A 19,852-nucleotide genomic window follows, 5' to 3' on the forward strand; every position below is an offset into this window, starting at 1 on the left:
CTGTCCCGGCCCCTGCGGCACCGCCCGTCGGCTTACGGATGCCCGGGCGGCGGGCGCGTCGGCAGACTGGCGCCGTGGATGATCCGTATCAGCTGAAGCCGCTGGAAGGCCGCCCGTCGTTCTGGTTCCTGGGCGGGCGGGTGCATGTGAAGGTACCGGGGGAGCGCACCGACGGGCACCTCAGCCAGCTCGAGTTCGACGACCCGCTGGGCCAGGCCCCGCCCCTGCACGTGCATGAGGGCGAGGACGAGGTGTGGTTCGTGCTCGACGGGAGGATCACGTTCTTCGTCGGCGAGCGCGCGTTCGACCTGGAGGCGGGTGCGATGGCGTTCGGGCCGCGCGGGGTGCCGCACAGCTACCTCGTGCGCTCGGCGCGCTCGCGGATGCTGGTGAGCTACGGGCCGGCCGGGATCGAGCAGTGGTTCGCCGAGAACGGCTCGCCGATCGCCGCCATCGACGACGCCCCGGCGCCCTTCGACGTCGGCAGGATCATCGCGTCGGCGGAGCGGTACGGCCTGCGGGTCGTCGGACCGCCGCCCGCGCTCTAAAGAAAGCGCAGCTCCGCCCGGGAGTTGATGCCGAGCTTCGGGAAGATCCGGTACAGGTGCGAGCTGACGGTCCGGTGCGACAGGAACAGCTGGTCGGCGATCTCCTTGTTGGTGAACCCCTTCGCGGCCAGCCGGGCGATCTGCAGCTCCTGGCTGGTCAGCTGGGCGAGCGGGCTCTCGGCGCGGCGCGGTACGGCCAGCCCGGTCGCGCGCAGTTCGGTGCGGGCCCGCTCGGCCCACGGCCGCGCCCCGGCGACGTCGAACGCGCGCGCCGCGGCGGCGAGCTCCTCCCGGGCCTCGCCGATGCGGCGCTGCCGGCGCAGCCACTCGCCGAGGACCAGCCGGGTCCGGGCCACCTCGAGCGGGTGCGCGGCGGTGCCGGGGTCGGCGAGCGCGCGCTTGAAGTGCTGCTCCGGCTGCTCGGCGACCAGCCCGTGGGCGCGGTGCACGAGCATCCAGACCAGCGGCGAGTCGAAGGCGCGGGCGCGGGCCTCGGCCTCGTCGAGCAGCGGCGCGACCCGGGTCGTGTCCTTGGCCCGGCAGGCCGCCTCGACGAGGTCGCCAACCGCCAGAAGTGCCGTTTCCGGGTGTACCGCCAGTGCCTCCAACTCCCGCAGCCCGTCCCGGTGCCGGCCCTCGCCCAGCGCGGTCAGCCCGGCGGCCCAGTGGCGGGCGGCGGTGATCTCTGCCAGCGGTACCGCGACGAGGCTCCGGCATTGTTCGAGCAGGCTCGCGGCCCGGGCGAACTCGCCCCGCCAGGCGTGCACCCGCGCCCCGATCGCCGCGGTGTGCCCGGCGACGGTCGGCAGGTCCAGGTCCCGGGCCAGCCGGCCGGCCTGGTCGGCGTCGGCGAGCGCCTCGGCCAGCCGGCCGGACACGAGGCGGGTCAGCGCGAGGCGGCACAGCGACATGGCGTGGTCGGCCACGGCCCCGGCGCGCTGGGAGGCGTCCGCGGCCGAGGCCCAGCCGAGCTCCGCGAACTCCCACTCGTGGACCAGCTCGGCGACGTTGCTCAGGCCCATCGCGGCGGGCGGGGGCAGCGCGCCGAGGTGCGCGGTGGTGGCCCGCAGGACGGGCAGGACCCGGTCCGCGTACGCCGCCGGGTCCAGGGCGGTCAGCGCCATCACCATCCGCAGGTCGGTGACCGGCAGCCCGAGGGCCAGCACCGCCCGCTCGACGTGGGCCCGGGTCGCCGCCGGGACCCCCTCGGTCTCGCACCGGATCGAGGTCATGATGAGCAGCGTCGCGCCGGCGTCGAGGTCGATCCCGGCGGCGGCGCGGCCGATCGCGACCGCCTCCAGCACGCCGCGCAGCGGCAGGTTCGCGTGCAGCGCCATGGTGTCGCGGGTCAGCGCCAGCTCGGCGTGGACGGCGGGGTCGTCGACGAGCCGGGCGGCCGCGTCGACCAGCCGGTCCACGGCCGAGGTGAGCCCGGCCTGGCGGGCCGCCGCGGCGGCGAGGCTCAGCCGCCGGGCGCGCTGGGCCGGGTCCGGCGACAGGTCGGCGGCGCGCTCCAGGGACCGCACCGCGGGCCCGACGCCGCCGCGGGCCCGGTCCCGTCCGGCGGCGGTCTCGAGGTCGGCGGCGACCGTCTCGTCCCGGCCGACCGTGGCGGCGGCCCGGTGCCAGGCCGCGCGGACCGGATCGTCGGCGAGCGCCTCGGCCAGGGCCCGGTGCGCGGCCACCCGCCGGGCCACCGGGGCCGCGCCGTAGACCGCCGAGCGGATCAGCGGGTGGCGGAACTCCAGCCGCCGGTCGACCGAGCGCACGAGCCCGGCGTCCTCGGCCGGGCCGAGCTGCTCCAGGCCCAGCCCCAGCCGGGCGCCGGCCAGCGCCAGCTCGGCCAGCGACGACTCGGTGTTCGCGGCGGCCAGCAGCAGCAGCTCCCCGGCGGCCGGCGGCAGCGCGCCGACCTGACCCGCGAACAGGTGCTCCAGCCGCGCCCCGAGCGGCAGCCGGTCGGGCAGCACGGTGGCGTCGGTCAGGCCGCGGTGCTCGATGCCGCGGGTCAGCTCGACGAGGGCGAGCGGGTTGCCCTCGGCCTCGGCCAGCACCCGGGTCCGTGCCTCGCGGCTCAGCGCCGGGTTCAGCCCGTCGACCAGCTCGCCCGCGACGTCCTCGGGCAGCCGGGACAGCGCGATCTGGCGCATCCCGAACGGTTCGAGCGGGTCGCGCTCCCCGGTCCGGCAGGTGGCCAGCAGCACGATCCGGGTCTCGGCCAGCCGCCGGGCGACGAACCCGATCATGTGGACCGTCGGCTCGTCCATCCACTGCACGTCCTCGAGCACCAGCAGCAGCGGCCGGTCCTGGGCCACCTCCTCCAGCAGCCCCAGGACGGCCACCGAGAGCAGCAGCCGGTCCGGCGTGGCGTCCGCGCCGATGCCGAAGGCGCTGCGCAGCGCCGCCCGCTGCTGCTCCGGCAGCGCGTCGACCCGGTCCACGACGACGTGCAGCAGCTGGTGCAGCCCGGCCAGCCCGACCCGGGTCTCGCTCTGCACGCCGGAGCAGGTCAGCACCCGGAACCCGGCCGCGGCGGCGGTCCGGCGCACCTCCTCGACCAGGGTCGTCTTGCCGATGCCGACCTCGCCGTGCAGGGCGATCGCGGCGCCGTGCCGGTCCACCTCGTCCAGCACGCTGCGCAGGACGGCGAGCTCCGCGTCACGGCCGAGCATGCGGTCACCTCCCGGGATCTCTGGGCAGCCCGAACGCTACGGACCGCGCGGCGCGACCGGCATACGTCACGTGACGCCTTCAGTCAGGTGACTGAAGACCTCAGGATGCCCGCGTCGCTACGGTCGCTGCCATGTCCGATATCACGGTTGTCCTGGTCCACGGTGCGTTCGCCGAGTCGTCGAGCTGGAACGGGGTGATCGCCCGGCTGCACGCCGCCGGCCACCGCACGATCGCCGCCGCCAACCCGCTGCGCAGCCTCACCGGCGACGCCGCCGCCGTCTCCAGCGTCGTCGGGTCGATCTCCGGCCCGGTCGTCCTGGCCGGCCACTCGTACGGCGGCGCGGTGATCACCAACGCCGCCACCGGCCACGACAACGTGCGCGGCCTGGTCTTCGTGGCCGCGTTCGCCCCCGAGCGGGGCGAGAGCATCGCCGCCCTGACCGGCCTGCGCCCCGGCAGCACCCTCGGCGAGTCGCTGCAGCCGGTCCCGCTGCCGGACGGCAGCACCGACCTGTACATCCGCCAGGACCTCTTCCCGGCCCAGTTCGCCGCCGACGTCCCGGCGGGCGAGGCGGCCCTGCTCGCGGTGACCCAGCGCCCGCTCAGCGACGTGGCGCTGCACGAGGGCTCCGGCGCCCCCGCCTGGCGCTCGCTGCCCTCCTGGTTCGTCGTGCCCGGCCTGGACCGCAACATCCCGGTCGAGACCCAGCGCTGGATGGCCGAGCGCGCCGGCGCAACCGGCGTCGTCGAGCTCGACGGCGCCTCCCACGCGGTGACGGTGTCCCGCCCGGCCGAGGTCGCCGACGCCATCACCAAGGCGATCGCCGCGATCGGCTGAGTCCGCCGGACATTCACCCGGCGCCCTCACCCGGGGCGTGACTAGCGTGCCGCCATGCTCACGCGCCGAGCCCCGTGGCTCGTCCTCTGCGGCGCCTACGCGCTCCTCGTGCAGGAGCTGGTCCGCATCTCCGTCAGCGGCCGCCTGCACAGCATGGACAACCTGCTGGTCGTCGATGCCGTGCGGCGGCTGTCGGACGGCGGTTCGCCGTACGAGTCGGCCCGGTTCCTCTATCCTCCGTCGAGCGTGCTGTTCGCGCTGCCGCTGACCGCGCTGTCGGACCTGCAGCTGGAGCGGCTGTTCCCGTGGGGGCTGGCGGCGCTGCTGCTGGCCGGCTGGTGGGCGTCGCTGCGGCTGTTCGGGGTCGGCCTGCGCTCCTGGCTCGGGGTCGCCGGCGTCGCCGCGTTCGCGCTGTTCAACCCGGCCGTCAGCGTGGTCGAGCTGGGCAACTGGACGGCGCCGGTGGCCGCCGGCATGGCCGTCGCGCTGCTGCTCATGGGGCGGGGCCGCTGGCTCGCCGCGGGCGTGGTGATCGGCGTCACGATCGCGGTCAAGCCCATGCTGGTCCCGATCGGGCTGGTGTTCCTGCTGGCCCGGCAGTGGCGGGGACTGGCTCTGGCGGCCGGCATCCCGGTCGCGGTCTGCGCGGTCGTAACGCCGCTGCTGCCGGAGCCGGGGCTGTTCTTCACCCGGACGCTGCCGTTCCTGCTCGGCGGCCAGGACGAGTTCGCCCGCCCGTACGACTCGTCCCTGCCCTCCATGCTGCCCCGCATCGGCATCGACGGCGCCCCGCTGGCGGTGCTGCGGGCCGCGGTCCTCGTCATCGCGGTCGCCACGGCGGTGTGGCGCTGGCGCACCGGCGGCGACGAGCGCCTGCGCCTCGTCGACACCTCGGCGATCCTGATGATCGGCACGTTCCTGGTCAGCACGCCCGCGTTCGGCTACTACCCGCTGGTGGTGCTGCCCCCGCTGGTGGCGAGCGCGCTGGTCCGGGGCTCGACGGCCCGTTCGGTCTGGTTCTGGATCGCGTTGGTACCGCTGGTGCGCCCGTTGCAGTTCATCGGCGTCGACTTCCTGGACGGCGGGCACGCGGGGTACCGGCAGTCGGTGAAGCCCCTCGCCTGGATGGTCGTCGCGGGCACCCTGCTGCTGGTCCGCACCTGGCGCGGCGAGCCGGCCGCGTCCGTACCGGCCGGGCCCGAACCGGCGGCCCTGCCCACCGCGCCGGTCGCTCGCGAGCTGGAACGCGTCGCGGCCCCGTCGTCCCCGGGCTGACCGAGGACGGCCGGGCCGCGCCGGCGGTGGTTCAGGCGAGCGGGGCCCGGGCCCGTTGCCGGCGTGCAGGCCGTCGGTTCAGGCCGTGCGGGCCTCGTCCAGCGCGGCCACCGCGGCGCGGGCGTCCGGCACGGTGACCGTGACCCGGCGGCCGCCGCGCAGGGTCAGGCGCAGCGCGGGGCCGGAGCGCACGGTGCAGTACGTGTGGCGCGGCGTCCACCAGAAGCCGAACGCCACCTGCCACGGCTGCACGTCGACCACCTCGGCCGACGCGATGGCGTCCAGCGCGTACGTGCAGCGCGGCCAGGCCAGCACCCCGAAGCGGATCGCGACCCCGTTCGGCCCGGCCGAGGTGCGGATGCTGGTCCCGGTCAGCACGTTGCCGACCACCGCCGCGACGGCGATGAGCAGCGGCAGGACGAGGTCGCGGGCCGGCCCGTCGGACATGCCGCCGGCGATCAGCAGCGGCACCGCGAGCGCGATGCTGGTCACGACGATCGGCCAGTTGGTGACCCGGCCGGTGTAGATCGAAAAGGTCGTCACGGCGTTCCTTCCCTCGGGCTCAGGCGAGTTTTTCGACGAGTCGGACGAGCTCGGTGCGGGTCAGGCCGTGCGCCCGGGCCACCGCGACCAGCGCGCGGGCCGCCTCGAGCACCGGCGGCGGCTCGGTGACCGCGGACGCCACCCGGGCCCCGCGCCCGCGCCGGAACTCCAGCAGCCCGTCGTCGCGCAGCTGCCGGTACGCGGCCAGCACCGTGTTGCGGTCGACCGACAACGCCGCGGCGAGCTCGGCCGCGGGCGGCAGCTGCTCCCCGACGGCCAGCTCCCCGGACGCCACCCCGCGGCGCACCGAGGCGGCGATCTGGTCCGGCAGCAGCTCGCGCGAGGCGTGATCGACTGTCCATCTCATGATACTAGTATTATTAGCACCATCGGGCGATGGGCGCCAGCCCCGCCCGGCACCGCCGCCGACCGGCTACCGGCGGTCGGTCACGTCCACCGAGACGCCGACGTGCCCGAGGTACGACCCGTCGGCGGCGAACAGCGGCGTCGCGTAGTTGTCGAAGGTGCGCCAGGCCCCGTCGCGGCGGCGCAGCCGGTTGCGGCGGCGCCAGTCCGTGCGTTCGCGGACGCTGCGCAGGTAGGCCGCGACGTAGGCGCCCGCCTCGTCGGGGTGCACGAGCGACTGCCAGCGCTCGCCGCCGATCTGCGCGTCGGTCAGGCCGGTGTAGTCGCGGAAGCCGCGGTTGACGAAGACGTTGCCGCCCTCGGCGTCGTTCTGCCAGATCAGGGCGGGTACGGCGTCGGCGACGGTCCGGAAGCGCTCCTCGGACTGCCGCAGCTCCTGCTCCGCCCGGACCCGCTCGACGTAGGCCCACGTCCGTTCGGCCGTCTCCTCGATGAGCGCGATCTCCTCGCCGGTCCAGTCCCGCGGCTCGGCGCTGGTGATGCCCAGCGCCGCGACGCACACGCCCGATCGCATGTTCGGGGCGGCCACGCCCGCGCGCACGGACAGTGCGGCCCAGGAGGCGGCGGCCTTGGGGTCGAGTTTCGCGGCGTCGGGCACGACCAGGGTCCGGCCGGTGCGGTGCGACTCGTCGACGGGCTCGTCGCTGTAGTCCGCCAGGCTGTAGGTGCCCGCCAGGGACGGCAGCCCGTCGGTGTAATTGCGGTGGACGGTGAACGTGCCGGCGGAGCGGTCGAACTCCTGGTAGTAGGCGCGGCTCGCGCCGAGGTGCCGGCCGAGCAGCGCGGCCGCGCGGGCCTGGACCTCCACCGGGTCCGCGATGCTGCGCAGCGTGTCGGTGAGGGCGACCCGGAACGCGTCGAGCTCGACCTGGCGGCGCCGCATCAGCGTCAGCTCCAGCTGGGCGCCGATGCGCGCGACGAGCTCGCGGGCCGTGAACGGCTTGACGATGTAGTCGTCCGCGCCGGCGAGCAGCCCCTCGATGCCGGCCTCCTCACCGGCCCGGGCGGTGACGAGCACGACGGGCACGTCCGCGAGCGCCGGGTCGGCGCGCAGCGCGGAGAGCAGGGCGAAGCCGTCGATCCCGGGCATCATCACGTCGCTGAGCACGAGGTCGGGCGGGTCGAGCCGGGCGAACTCGAGCGCCTCGACCCCGTCGTGGGCCAGCCGGACCGTCCAGTGGGCGGCCAGCAGGCGGTACAGATAGTCACGCATGTCCTGGTTGTCGTCGACGACCAGGAGACTGGCGCCGGGCACGTGGATGCCCGCCGAGCCGCCGGCCCGGGCGTCGCCGGCCCAGGCGTGCGCCTCCTCGTGCGCACCGGCCCAGCGGCCCGCCTCCTCGGCCAGGCCGGCGGCGACGGCCGAGGCGACGGCCGCCCCTGGCGTCTCGTCGGCGGCCGCGCGCACCGGGCGGCGGCCGAACGGGATCCACACGGTGATCGCCGTCCCCGCGCCGACCGCGCTGACGGCCCGGACCCGGCCGTGATGACGGCGGACCAGCTCGTCGACGAGCGCCAGGCCGATCCCGACGCCCTCCTGCGTGCGGCCCCGCACACCGTGCACCCGGTGGAAGCGCTTGAAGATGTGCGGCAGCTCCGCCTCGGGAATGCCCACGCCGGTGTCGCGGACCACGAGCTCGGCGTGCTTGGGCCGGCCGTGCAGCTCCACCTCGACCGAGCCGGCGAGCGTGTACTTGAGCGCGTTGGACAGCAGGTTGGCGAGGATCTTCTCCCACATCTCCGGGTCGACCCACACCGGCTGGCCGACCGGCTCGATCGCCGTGCGCAACGTCAGCCCGGCCCGCGCGGCCGCGCCGTCGAACTGCGCCACGATCTCCCGGGTCCGCGCGGCCAGGTCCGTCGCCTCCGGGTGCGCCCGCAGCCGACCGGCCTCGGCCTGCGAGAAGTCCAGCAGCGCGCCGGTCAGCCGCAGTAGCCGCTGTGCGTTGCGCCGCGCCACCTCGAGCTCGGCCACGAGCGCGGCCGGCAGCGAGTCCGTCCGGTCGAGCGCCGCGTCGAGGGGCCCGAGCATCAGGGTCAGCGGCGTGCGGAACTCGTGCGAGACGTTCGAGAAGAACTCGGTCTTGGCCCGGTCGAGGTCGGCCAGCCGCTCGAGGCGCTCCCGTTCCCGGTGGCGGGCATGCGCCTCGGCCATCCTGGCGGCGACGGTGTCCGCCGTGAGCGCGAGGAAGTCCCGGTAGCGCTCGTCGAAGGAGAGGTACGGGTCGGCGCCGACGATGAGCACGCCGGCGATGCGGTCCTCGGCGTCGTCGCGCAGCGGATGCACCACGGCGCAGTGCGGCATCACCCGGTCGGCGCCCGCGAGATGTCCCCGGAACCGGGCGGCGATGTCGTCCGCCACCACCGGGAGGCCGGTCGTCACGGCCGCGTGCACGGGCCAGGCCCCGTCCGGCGTCACGTGCAGCTCGCGCGGGGCCATGACCCCGCCCTCGTCGAGGCCAGTCGCCGCCACCAGGCGGGCCCGCTGGGACGGCGGGTCGAGGAGGTAGGCCGCCGCGAACGGCACGTCGGCGGCCTCGCTCAGCACCTGCACGGCGGCGCCGAGCGCCTCCCGCCGGCTGCTCGCCCGCGCCTTGCGGCCGAGCGCGTTGAGCGTCGTGAGCCGCCGGGCCGAGAGGATCTCCGCCGTGCGTTCGTGGGCGACGCGGCAGATCCCGACGACCCGGCCGTCCTGGTCCTTGATCGGCGTGTCGGTGAGGTCCGTCCACATGTCCTGCAGGCGACCGTCGCGGACATAGCGCAACGGGACCGCGGTGTAGCGGGCGGAATGCCCCCGTTGCGCGCGCTCGATGGCCGGCGCGACCTGGTCCCAGACGTCGGCGAAGGTCTCGCGGTACGGCTGGGCGAACGCCGTCCGCTCGCGCCCGCCGAGGACCGTCACCGCGGCGTCGTTGGTGAAGAACAGCAGGTCGTCGCCCCACCACAGGCTGGCCACGTCCGGGCAGGCCATGACGATGCCGACCGCCGTGCGCAGCACGGGCGACCAGCCCGCCACCCGGCCGACGGCCGTGCGGCTCCAGTCGATCTCGGCCGCCATCGAGGCCGTGACGCCCTCGGTGCCGAAGACGTCGCGGATCGCCTGCAGCTCGGCGGCGGGCAGCGGGAGCCGGCGGCCCAGGACCGCGTCGGCGAGCGTGGCCCCGATCTCGTGCAGCGGCAGCACGAGGTCGACGCCGCCCGCGTCGACCGCCGCCCGCGGCATGGCCGGGTGCTCCGCCGTGTCGGGGCTCTGCGCGATGACCAGTCCGCCCGCCTCGTGCAGCGCCTTCGCACCGTGCGCGCCGTCCTTGAGCATCCCGGTGAGCACGACGCCCGCGGCGGCCTCGCCCACGCTCTCGGCCAGGGACTGCAGCAGGGCGTCGAGCGGCCGCTCGTCGATGCCGGGGTCACGGGCCGCCACCGCGCACGTCAGGTCGGGCAGCACCTCCAGGCGCGACCTGGGCGGGCACACCGTCACGCAGCCGGGCGTCAGGGGTGCGCCGGGCTCCGCCCACCGCACGGGCAGACCGGTGCGGCGGCCCAGGATGCTCACGAGCACGCTGCCCTGCCCGCCGAGGTGCTGCGCGATCACCACCGCCGCGGGCAGATCCTCCGGCAGCGCCCGCAGGACGCTGCTGAGCGCGTCCAGGCCCCCGGCCGAGGTCACGAGGGCGATGACCTTCGTCCGCCTGGTGCCTTCCTCGTCCGACGCCGGCATCGCCCACCTCGCTCACCGATTGGGTCTCAGCGTAAGGCTCTCCGGCGTGACGTCCACCGTCAGCGCGCGCAGGTCAGGGATCGCCGCGTCGGCCGCGGTGAGTTCGGCCAGGTCGTGCGAGGTGCCGACGGCCAGCGTCGAGGCCGGGGCCGCACGACCGGCGGCCAGCCCGGCCGGCGCGTCCTCGACGACCAGGCATCGCCGCACGTCGAAGCCGAGCGCGGCGGCCGCCATCCGGTAGCCCTGCGGGTCCGGCTTGCCCGCGGTGACGTCCTCGGCGGCGATCAGCACCTTCGGCACCGGCAGCCCGGCCGCGGCGAGGCGGGCCCGCATCAGCGGCTGCGTCCCGGAGGTGACGGCCGCCCACCGCTCCGCCGGCAGCGCGCGCAGCAGCGACCCGGCCGCGGGCAGCGCGACGACTCCGTCGAAGTCGTGCCGCTCCAGCTCCTCGAGCTCGGCGACCGCGGCGTCCCGCGCGTCCGCCGGCAGGAACAGCGCGACGGTGTCCCGCGTCCGCCGCCCGTGACACACGCGCAGGATCTCGTCGGCGTCGTACCCGTGCCGCCCGGCCCACGTGCGCCAGGTCCGCTCCACCACCGGCGTCGAGTCGACGAGGGTGCCGTCGATGTCGAACAGGATCGCGTCCACAGAGAAGATCACGATCGACAGCCTAATAATCCGGTGCGCCCGCGCCGCACGGTTGCTACGGTGCGGGCTCCAGTTCGACAGAGAAGGCGATGCCATGGTGTCCCGCCCGGCCGGCCCGGGGCGGACGAACCCGGGCCTCGTCATGCCTTCCTGCGAATCCTGGAGACAAACCATGAGTCACTGGTACGACACGTTCTTCACCGAGCTGCCCAACGCCTTCTGGCGGGCCGCGGTGACCGACGACTACACCACCGCCGAGGTCGGCTTCCTGGTCCGGGCCACCGGCCTGACCCCCGGCGCCCGCGTGCTGGACCTGCCCTGCGGCAGCGGCCGGCACAGCCTGGCCCTGTCCCGCCGCGGCTACCGCGTGACCGGCATCGACGTCTCGACCGAGGCGATCGCGTTCGCGCGCCGGCTCTCCCTTGCCGAGAACGTCGACTTCCGGGTCGGCGACATGGCCGCGGTACCGCACGACCTGCGGGTGGATCTCGCCATCTGCATGGGCAACTCGTTCGGCTACCTGGACCACGAGGGGACCAGGCGGTACCTCGCCGACATCGCCACCGTGGTCCAGCCCGGCGGCCACCTCGTCCTCGACTACGGCTTCGTGGCGGAGTCCCTGCTGCCGGGCCTGCAGCTCGAGGAACCTCCGATGACCATCGGCGGGATCGAGGCCACGTCGGTCAACGAGTACGACGCCGTGCACAGCCGCTGGCTGACCAGCTTCACGTTCCGCCGCGGCGCCGAGGAGCACCGCGGCACGTCGGTCCAGCACGTCTACACCGCCGCCGAGGTCGTCCGGCTGGTCGGGGAGGCCGGGTTCACCGGCACCGACCTGTACGGCGACCCCGACGGCACGCCGTTCCGGCTGGGCAGCCCGCGCCTGCTGCTGGTCGCCCGCCGCTGACCGCAGCGCCCCGGGCGGCATGACACCGCCCGGGGCGTTCGCGGATGCGCCCGTTATGCGTGGCGCCCGCGCGGATGCGCCTGTTATGCGTGGCGCCCGCGGTGGCGTCGCCGCCTGGCCAGCAGGAGCAGCAGGGCGCCGGCGCCGACCAGGCCCGACCCGGCCAGCACCATCCCGCCGAGCGCCACGCCGGTGACGGCGAGGGGGCCGCCGGGTCCCGGTGTCGTGCTCGCGGGCGTCGGCGCGACCGTCGTCGCCGTCGTGGACGGTGCCGGGCCGGCGCTGGTGGGTGTCGGGGCCGGGGTGCCGCCCGCGCCGGTGAGCGTGAGGTCCTCCGCCGTGCTGCTCGGCAGATAGTGCCCGGTGGGCCTGGCGTCGGCCGCCACCGAGTAGTCCCCGGCCGCCTGCGACGGCACGAGCTTGCACTCGGCCAGGCCGGCGGCGTTCGTCGTACCGGAGCACGACTGCGTGCCGAGGGTGAACGTGACCGGCGCACCGGCGATCGCCGCGCCGCCCGGGTCGGTCAGCGTCGCCCGCAGGCTCAGCTGCTTGCCGACCACGCCCGTGCGGTCCCCGGAGTACTTGAGCGTCGTCGGGACGAGGATCTCGAGCGGCGCGCTCGCGGTCGCGGTCTGCGGCTTCGCCCCGTCCGTCGTGATGCGCACGCCGACCACGCCCGAGTACGGTGCCGTGAACACGTGGCTGACGCTCGGCAGCGCCGTCGTCTCGTCATACGTGTTGTCGCCGTTGAAGTCCCACTGGTACTGCGCGATCGACGCCCCCGTCGCGCCCGAGGCGCTGGCGTCGAACGTGACCGGCTCGCCGACGGCGCCGCGGTACGGGCCGCCCGCGTCCGCGATCACCGTGGTGATCGACGTGATGGCGTCGGTGATCTGGTCGACCGCGGTGCTCGGGTCCTCGGCGACGTACACCTGCCCGTCGTTCTGCGCCGCGAGGTCGTCGAAGAACGGCGACGCCGCGCCGTTGATGTTGATGGCGTAGATCGTGGCCGGGTCGACGGCCTTGGCGGCCGCGGTGACCTTCGCGAGCGTCAGCCCGGTGACCGGCTCCGGGTCGTGCGGCGGCGCGTCGCCCATCAGGATGATCGCCTTCTTGACCCCGTCGCGCCACGGCAGCCCGATGGCCGCCATAAGCCCGGAGTAGATCGACTCGGGGGTGTCGCAGCCGCCCTCCGCGGTCAGCTTGCCGACCGCCGTGTCGAAGGCGGCCGGGTCGGTCGCGAAGGGCAGGTCCACCCGGGCCGCGTAGCCGTCGGATGCGCAGGCGTGCAGGTCCTTGTAGTCCACCAGCGCCACCCGCGCGTCGGCCTTGGAGAACAGGCCCGCGGTGATGGACCGCGCCGAGGCCGACACGCCGCCGATGTACGGGCCCATGCTGCCCGTGGTGTCGATCGCGAAGACCAGGTCCACCTTCGGCTTGCCGGTCCCGCCGCCGGGCGCCCCCGCGCACGCGGTGCCGTCGCTGGTCGCGGTGAACTTGTGCCCCGGCAGCCCCTGCCAGCTCGCCGCCCCGAACTCCTGTGGATAGGTGACCAGCTTCGCGCCCTTGCAGGCCTTCAGCGGACCGGGGTCGACCGATTTGCCGGACGCACTCGGCCGCCGCTCGAAATGCAGATGCGGAAACGACGGCGTGGTGTAGCCGCTGACGCCGGCCGCCCCGATCGGCGTGTTCTCGTCGACGTCCTTGCCCTTGTCCACCGCCACCGACTGGAGGTGCTCGTAGAAGCTGAACACCCCGCCGCCGTGATCGATGAGCACGAAGTTTCCCTTCGCGCCGTCCGGACAACTGGTGTATGAGTCATGCGTCTTGGGGTTGCAGTTGTCGCCCTGGTTTCGCACGACCTGGAAGACCGTGCCCTTCCCGGCGGCGTAGACGGTTTCCCCGACGGTGGCCCCGATGTCGATGGCCCAGTTCAGGTGGTAGTTCCCCCTGCATATCGCGTTTGCGGGGTTGCCGTCGGGGCTGAGATAGGAGCAGCCGATCAGGTGGTTGCCGCGCAGGGGAACCAATTCGGCACACCGGTGACGGCCGCCGAAGCCGCGTTCGGCGCGAGCACCACGAACGGAATCGTCGCGGCCGCCAGCACCATTCCGAGCAGACTGAGCAATGTTCGACGCGCTGCCATATCAATGGCCCTTCGGACGTCGCAATGGGAAGAGGAAAGGGGGGTTCTCTACCCGAGACATCGAAGCACCGACGGCATTCGGACTCGCACGTCCGAACAGTCACGGACCTCAGCTGATCAGCTGCCGGTAACGACCCGTTCACGACCGGCGGCGAAGTCTTTCGGTTGCGATGGCGTCGGTCAGGGTGTCGAGGTCCTGCAGGGCGCCGCCGGTGAAGTCGATCGTCACGCCGTACTGCAGCTCGACCGCGTCGACCAGGCGAACGGTGGCCAGGGACGAGACGCCCATGGCGACGAACGAGCAGCCCGCGTTCGCCACGTCCGCCGGGTTCAGCAGGCCGTCCGAGGCCTCCGCGATCGCCGAGGTCAGCCAGGTGCGGATGCGGGTGCGGGCCGGGGTCTGGTCGGTCCACACCCGCTCGATGTGGTCCAGGCACTCGTCGCGGGTGCCCGACGTACCTTCGGCCACCCAGCCGGGCGGCAGGTCGTCGGCGGTGGCCCAGACCGAGTACTGCTCGTCGGCGTTGAGCACGACGCGATGGCTCATGAGGTCCTCCTGATGGCGAGGGCGGCGGCGTCCAGGCCGTCGTCTGTGGCGGTCGGGGTCTCCAGTACGGCCAGGCCGACCAGGTCGTCGGCGAGGCCGTCGGCGACCTCGTCGTCGAAGCGGCGCAGGACCCGCAGGCCGGCGAGCGCGATGACGGCGATGGCCAGCGCGAACGCGGCGAACATGAGGCCCAGGCCGCGGTCCGGGCCGGTGCCGAAGATCGGGCCGAGCGGGCCGGCGAGCGGGGCGCCCTCGTGCAGCAGGGGGCGGAACAGCTCGGCGCCGAACGGGGCGACGACGCCGAAGCCCAGCGGCATCGTGGACCAGGCGATCAGGGTGTTGAGGGAGAAGACCCGGCCGTGCAGGCGCTGGGGGACCTTGACCTGGATGATCGTCGTGTACACGCCGTTGAGCAACGTCAGCGCCAGCGCCATGCCCAGCGCGCCGGTGCCGATCAGGATCAGGTTCTCGCGCAGGCCCGTCAGCAGGGCGCAGGCGGCCAGGGCCAGGGTCGCGATGAGGACGCCGAACATGCGGCGGTGCCGCGGGCCGCCCCACGCCGCCATGATCAGGCCGCCCAGGAAGACGCCGAGGGCGGAGACGAACGAGATCTGGCCGACCTGGCGCAGGGTGGCGAACGACAGGACGAGCGGGGAGAGCATCAGGAACACGGCGGAGAGCGGGATGTTCAGCACCGCGAACCACAGGAGCATGCGGCGGAAGTTGCGGTTGCCCCACACGTACCGGAACCCGCCCGCGATCTCCGCCCGCAGGGTCTCGTGGCGGCGCCACGGCATGGTGGACGGGAAGCGGACGGCGAGGACGATCGCCACGGCGACGAGGTAGCTGACCACGTCGAGGGTGAGGATGCCGCGCAGGCCGATGGTGGCGAGCAGGCCGGCGCCGAGCAGCGGGGCGAGCAGCTGGGCCAGGCCGGCGCCGAGCTGGCCGATGCCGGCCGCGTGACCCAGCAACCGTTTGGGGACGAGCTGCGGGATCGCCGACGTGTACGCGATGCGCTGGAACGCCAGGGCGATCGACAGCGCCACGGTCGCCGGGTACAGCACACCCACGCTCAGGTGGCCGGACCACAGCAGCGCGGCGAGGACACCCTGGACGCCGCCGGCCGCGAGGTCGCCGGCGAGCACGATGCGGCGGCGGTCGTAGCGGTCGACGATGGCGCCGGCGATCGGGAGGGTCAGCAGGCCGGGGACGAGGCCGAGCACGGCGAACAGCGCGAACTGGGCGACCGAGCCGGTGGTCAGGTAGATCCAGACCGGGATGGCGAACTCGGTGAGGGCCGAGCCGAGCATCGAGGCGAGCTGGCCCGCGGAGACGGTGGCGAACCGGCCGAGGCTGGGCTGCGGTCCGGTGCGGACCTCCCGGCCGTGCGAGACCGCGTGCCGATACCAGCTGTCAGCGACAGGCGCGTCGCCGGCGAACTGCGGTGTGTCGATGATCTGCGCGATCTCGGCGGCGCGGTACTTCAGGAAGAAGTGCCCCGCCTCCTGCAGCACCACCACCGCGCTGTCGTCGGAGAGGAAGTGCCACTCCCGGAAGCGCTCCTCGTAGAACTCCGTGGCCGGGTCGCGGGTGCCGACGATGGTGACGAAGGACGCCTTCAGACGCTCGGCGCCGGCGGCGTACATCTCGGTGTAGTACCGCTCGGCGTCCACGGAGTCGCGGCGCAAATTGCGGACGATGTGCCGGGCCTCGTCCGGGTCGAGGCCGCCGAGGTCGGCGCCGATCGACGTGAGCCAGTTGTGGTAGACGCGGTCGCCGCGCAGGCCCTCCATCCGGGCGATCCGGGACAGGGTGCGGGCGAGGCGGCCGCGTGGCTCGGCGAACGGGAACATCGCGCCGATGTAGACGGTCCGCACCTCGCGGCCGGCCGCCTCCAGCCGCCGGGCGAGGGCGATGGCGAGCGCGGAGCCGACGGCGCAATGGCCGTACAAACTCAGGGGCCCTTGGACGTTGGCGAGGATCTCGTCGACGCAGCGGTCGATGAGCGCGTCGAAGTCGAGCCGGTCCTCGATGACCCCCACGTCGTGGCCGGGGATGGCGACCGACCACAGCGCATAGCGCTCGGGCAGGGCGTCGGCGAGCGGCTGGTACACCACGGCGCTGCCCCCGCCGAACGGCACGCACACCAGCGACAGGTCGGTGGGCCGGTCGGGGGTGAGGCGGCGGACCACGGACCGCGGCTCGGTGGACGGGCGGTCGATCAGCGCGGCCAGCTCGCGCACCGTCTTGTGCTGGAACAGGTCCACCACGCCGACCGCGGCGCCGGCCTTGCGCAGCCGGGCCGCCACCTGGGTGGCCAGCAGCGAGTGGCCGCCGAGGTCGAAGAAATCGTCCTCGGCGCCGACCGTCGGGATTTCCAGGACGGCGGCCCAAATGCCGGCGACGAGCCGCTCGGTCGGGGTAGCGGGCGCGGTGCCGCCGCCCGCCGCGCGGACCGGGGCCGGCAGAGCGCGTCGGTCGAGCTTGCCGTTGGCCGACAGCGGCAACGTGTCGAGGGCCACGAACGCGGCCGGCATCATGTAATCGGGCAGCAGCCGCTTGAGCGCGGCGCGGTCCGGGGTCTCGCCCACCACGTAGGCGACGAGGCGCTGATCCCCGGGGCGGTCCTCGCGGACGATGACCGCCGCCTCGCGCACGCCGGGCTGCTCGCGCAGGACCGATTCGATCTCGCCGAGCTCGATGCGCTGGCCGCGCAGCTTGACCTGCCCGTCGATGCGGCCGAGGAACTCCAGGGTGCCGTCGGGGCGGCGGCGGGCGAGGTCGCCGGTGCGGTACAGCCGGGTGCCGGGCGGTCCGAAGGGGTCGGGGATGAACCGTTCCGCGGTCAGCCGGGGCCGGCCGAGATAGCCCTCGGCGACCTGGACGCCGCCGATGTGCAGCTCGCCGGGGACGCCCACCGGCTGCGGGCGGAGCCGGTCGTCGAGCACGTGCAGGGCGGTGTTGGCGACGGCGGCGCCGATCGGCACCCGGGCCGCGTCGCCGAGCGCCGCCGCGGTGACGTGCCAGGCGCTGACGTCGATCGCGGCCTCGGTCGGGCCGTACAGATTGTGCAGCTCGGCCGGGAGCGCGGCCAGGCAGCGGCGGGCCAGGTCGGCCGGCAGCTCCTCGCCGGAGCAGACGATCGCGCGCAGGGCGGCCGCGCCGTACGGGGTCTCGTCGGCCAGGAACACCGCCAGCATCGACGGCACGAAGTGCACGACGGTGACGCCCTCGCGGTCCATCAGCGCCCGCAGGTAGGCGGCGTCGCGGTGCCCGCCCGGCTTGGCGAGGACGAGCCGGGCGCCGGTGACGAGCGGCCAGAAGAACTCCCAGACCGACACGTCGAAGCCGGCCGGGGTCTTCTGCAGCACCACGTCGCCGGGGCCGAGCCTGAACCGCTCCTGCATCCAGGTGAGCCGGTTGACGACGCCGCGGTGGCCGTTGGGCACGCCCTTGGGCCGGCCGGTGGAGCCGGAGGTGTAGATGACGTACGCGGTGTCGCCGGCCGTGGCACCGACCGGCTGCGACCCGCCCGGCGCGGCGGCGACCGGCTGCGGTCCGGCCGGTGTGGCGGTGGCTGGCTGCGGTCCGGCGGGCGTGGCGCCGACCGGCTGCGTTTCGGCCGTTTCGGCCGTTTCGGTGGGCAGGTCCTCGTCGAGGGTCAGCACGGTCAGCAGGTCGGCATCGGCGGCCATGAACGCCAGCCGCTCCTCGGGGTAGTCCGGGTCGAGCGGCACGTACGCGGCGCCGGTGCGCAGCACGCCGAGCAGCGCGCCCGGCAGTCGCAGCGAGCGCGGCGCGCACACGCCGATCCGGGTGCCCGGCCCGGCGCCGAGCGCGCGCAGCGCGGCGGTGACCCGCTCGGCGTACCGGTCGAGCTCGGCGTAGCTCCAGGTGTCACCCTCGAACGTCACGGCGGGCGCGTCCGGGGTGGCGGCGGCCTGCGCGGCGAACAGCCCGGGGAGGGTGGCCTCGGCGTCAAATGGGGCCGCGGTCACGTTCCAGCCGGCCGCGGCCGCGCGCTCGGCGTCGTCGCGCAGGTCGAGCGCGGCCACCGGGGTCAGCGGGGCGGCGACCGCCCCGCGCAGCAGGGCGATGAGCCGTTCGATCAGCCGGTGCACCGTCGCCGCGTCGAACAGCGCGCTGCTGTAGATGCACTGGCCCCACAGGCCGCCGCCGGCGCTGTCGCTGACGTACAGCTCGAGGTCGTACCGGGTCGCCCAGGCGCTGATCTCGTAGCCGTCGAGCCCGTCGCCGGTACCCCCGGATCCGTAGTTCTGCACCGCGAGCAGCGCCTGGAACAGCGGAGAGCGTGACACGTCACGGGAAAGGTTGAGCTCGGCCACGACCTGCTCGAAGGGCGTGTCGGCCTCGGCCAGCCCGTTCAGCGCGGTCTCCCGCACGCGCAGCAGCAGGTCGGTGAAGGTCGGGTCGCCGCTCAGGTCGACCCGCATGACGAGCGTGTTGACGAAGCAGCCGATGACCCGTTCGAGCTCCGGGGCGCCGCGGCCGGCGACGGGGGAGCCGATCGTGAGGTCGCTCTGGTGCGCGTGCCGGCCGAGGAGCGCGGCGTAGGCGGCCAGCATCGTCATGTACAGCGACGCGCCGTGATTGTCGGCCAGCGCCCGGATCCCGCCCGCGAGCTCGGCGTCGATGGCGAACTCGATGCTGCCGCCGTCGTAGCTGAGCTCGGGCGGGCGGGGCCGGTCGGTGGGCAGGGCGAGCGGCTCGACCCCGTCGAGGCGGCTGGCCCAGCGGTCGATGTCGGGCGCGGGCCGGTCGCGCTGCCAGGCCGCGTAGTCGCCGTACTGGACGGGGAGCTCGGGCAGTGAGCCGCCGTCGTACGCGGTCATGAGTTCCGAGAGCAGCAGCGGCACCGACCACCCGTCGATGGCGATGTGGTGGACGGTCAGCGCCAGGACCGCGTCGTCGGGTGCGAGCCGGACGAGCGCGGCCCGCAGCGGCTGCTCGCGCGCCAGGTCGAACCCGCGGGCGTGCAGGGCCTCGACGGCGGTCCGTGCCGCGGCCTCGCCGCCGGCCTCGACGACGTCCAGGTCGACGGCCGGCTCGTCATCGACGACCAGCGTCGGTACCCCGTCATCCCGCGCCGGGAACCGCGTGCGCAACGCCTCGTGGCGTCCGACGACGGTGCGCAGCGCGGCCGCCAGCCGGTCGGCGTCGATGGCGCGCCGGATCCGCCGCGCCACGGGGACGAGATAGGCGCGATTCCCGGGCGCGTACTGCTCCATGAACCACAGCCGCTCCTGCGCGAACGACAGCGGCGGCACCGTCCCGGCCGGACGGTTCGGCACGGTCCGGGTCGCGGTGCGCCGGCGCAGGCGCTGGGCGAGCAGCGCCTGGCGGGCGTCGTCCACGGTCATCGAGCGCCTCCGTTTCGCGACTCGAGCGGCGGCTGCCGGTCGGCGGTGGCGGCGGTGGCGTCCGGGGCGGCCGGGGCGGCGAAGTGCAGTCGGCGGGCGTTGTTGACGGTCATCGGGCGTCTCCGTTTCGCGGCTCGGGCGGCGGCTGCCGGTCGGCGGTGGCGGCGGTGGCGTCCGGGGCGGCGATATGCGGTGGGCG

General features: G+C 74.5%; 12 protein-coding genes. 4 read left to right on the plus strand and 8 right to left on the minus strand.

Going from position 1 to position 19,852, the window contains the following annotated elements:
* Positions 1–74: 74 nt before the first annotated feature.
* Positions 75–548: a cupin domain-containing protein gene (locus ACQPZ4_RS23300; RefSeq protein ID WP_433064909.1), complete on the plus strand. Its 474-nt coding sequence runs from the start codon at positions 75–77 to the stop codon at positions 546–548.
* Here ACQPZ4_RS23300 and ACQPZ4_RS23305 read toward each other — a convergent pair.
* The gene (locus ACQPZ4_RS23305) at positions 545–3,220 is read right to left on the minus strand and encodes a helix-turn-helix transcriptional regulator (protein ID WP_433064912.1); all 2,676 of its coding nucleotides are present in this window, start codon (positions 3,218–3,220) and stop codon (positions 545–547) included. The genes ACQPZ4_RS23300 and ACQPZ4_RS23305 overlap by 4 nt on opposite strands.
* Positions 3,221–3,351: 131 nt before the next feature.
* Between ACQPZ4_RS23305 and ACQPZ4_RS23310 the strand changes: the two genes are divergently transcribed.
* Together ACQPZ4_RS23310 and ACQPZ4_RS23315 are read left to right on the plus strand one after the other, a co-directional pair.
* Positions 3,352–4,059 carry an alpha/beta fold hydrolase gene (locus tag ACQPZ4_RS23310; RefSeq protein ID WP_433064915.1) on the plus strand — a complete coding sequence of 236 codons (708 nt, stop codon included), beginning with the start codon at positions 3,352–3,354 and terminating at the stop codon, positions 4,057–4,059.
* A gap of 54 nt (positions 4,060–4,113) precedes the next feature.
* Positions 4,114–5,334 carry a glycosyltransferase family 87 protein gene (locus ACQPZ4_RS23315; protein WP_433064918.1) on the plus strand — a complete coding sequence of 407 codons (1,221 nt, stop codon included), beginning with the start codon at positions 4,114–4,116 and terminating at the stop codon, positions 5,332–5,334.
* A 78-nt stretch (positions 5,335–5,412) separates the two neighbouring features.
* Here ACQPZ4_RS23315 and ACQPZ4_RS23320 read toward each other — a convergent pair whose 3' ends face one another.
* From ACQPZ4_RS23320 to ACQPZ4_RS23335, 4 genes are all read right to left on the minus strand, one after another.
* Positions 5,413–5,877 carry a hypothetical protein gene (locus ACQPZ4_RS23320; RefSeq protein ID WP_433064921.1) on the minus strand — a complete coding sequence of 155 codons (465 nt, stop codon included), beginning with the start codon at positions 5,875–5,877 and terminating at the stop codon, positions 5,413–5,415.
* A gap of 19 nt (positions 5,878–5,896) precedes the next feature.
* Positions 5,897–6,244: a GntR family transcriptional regulator gene (locus ACQPZ4_RS23325; protein WP_433064923.1), complete on the minus strand. Its 348-nt coding sequence runs from the start codon at positions 6,242–6,244 to the stop codon at positions 5,897–5,899.
* A gap of 66 nt (positions 6,245–6,310) precedes the next feature.
* Positions 6,311–10,021, minus strand: a complete 3,711-nt coding sequence (locus ACQPZ4_RS23330) for a chemotaxis protein CheB (RefSeq protein ID WP_433064926.1) — start codon at positions 10,019–10,021, stop codon at positions 6,311–6,313.
* A 12-nt stretch (positions 10,022–10,033) separates the two neighbouring features.
* Positions 10,034–10,681: an HAD family hydrolase gene (locus tag ACQPZ4_RS23335; RefSeq protein WP_433064929.1), complete on the minus strand. Its 648-nt coding sequence runs from the start codon at positions 10,679–10,681 to the stop codon at positions 10,034–10,036.
* A gap of 160 nt (positions 10,682–10,841) precedes the next feature.
* On the opposite strand from ACQPZ4_RS23335, the gene ACQPZ4_RS23340 reads away from it, so the two are divergent.
* Positions 10,842–11,576, plus strand: coding sequence for a class I SAM-dependent methyltransferase (locus ACQPZ4_RS23340; RefSeq protein WP_433064931.1), 735 nt, complete (start codon positions 10,842–10,844; stop codon positions 11,574–11,576).
* Positions 11,577–11,659: 83 nt separating this feature from the next.
* Here ACQPZ4_RS23340 and ACQPZ4_RS23345 read toward each other — a convergent pair whose 3' ends face one another.
* The 3 genes from ACQPZ4_RS23345 to ACQPZ4_RS23355 all read right to left on the minus strand — a co-directional run bounded on the left by ACQPZ4_RS23345 (position 11,660) and on the right by ACQPZ4_RS23355 (position 19,653).
* Positions 11,660–13,606: a peptidoglycan DD-metalloendopeptidase family protein gene (locus ACQPZ4_RS23345; RefSeq protein WP_433064934.1), complete on the minus strand. Its 1,947-nt coding sequence runs from the start codon at positions 13,604–13,606 to the stop codon at positions 11,660–11,662.
* A 255-nt stretch (positions 13,607–13,861) separates the two neighbouring features.
* Entirely contained in the window at positions 13,862–14,269 is a 408-nt protein-coding gene (locus ACQPZ4_RS23350) for an MbtH family protein (protein WP_433064937.1), read from the minus strand.
* Entirely contained in the window at positions 14,266–19,653 is a 5,388-nt protein-coding gene (locus ACQPZ4_RS23355) for a non-ribosomal peptide synthetase/MFS transporter (RefSeq protein ID WP_433064940.1), read from the minus strand. The genes ACQPZ4_RS23350 and ACQPZ4_RS23355 overlap by 4 nt, the downstream gene beginning before the upstream one ends.
* Positions 19,654–19,852 lie beyond the last annotated feature (199 nt).

It is taken from the genome of Dactylosporangium sp. CS-033363 (assembly GCF_050942475.1).
Taxonomy (GTDB): Bacteria; Actinomycetota; Actinomycetes; order Mycobacteriales; family Micromonosporaceae; genus Dactylosporangium.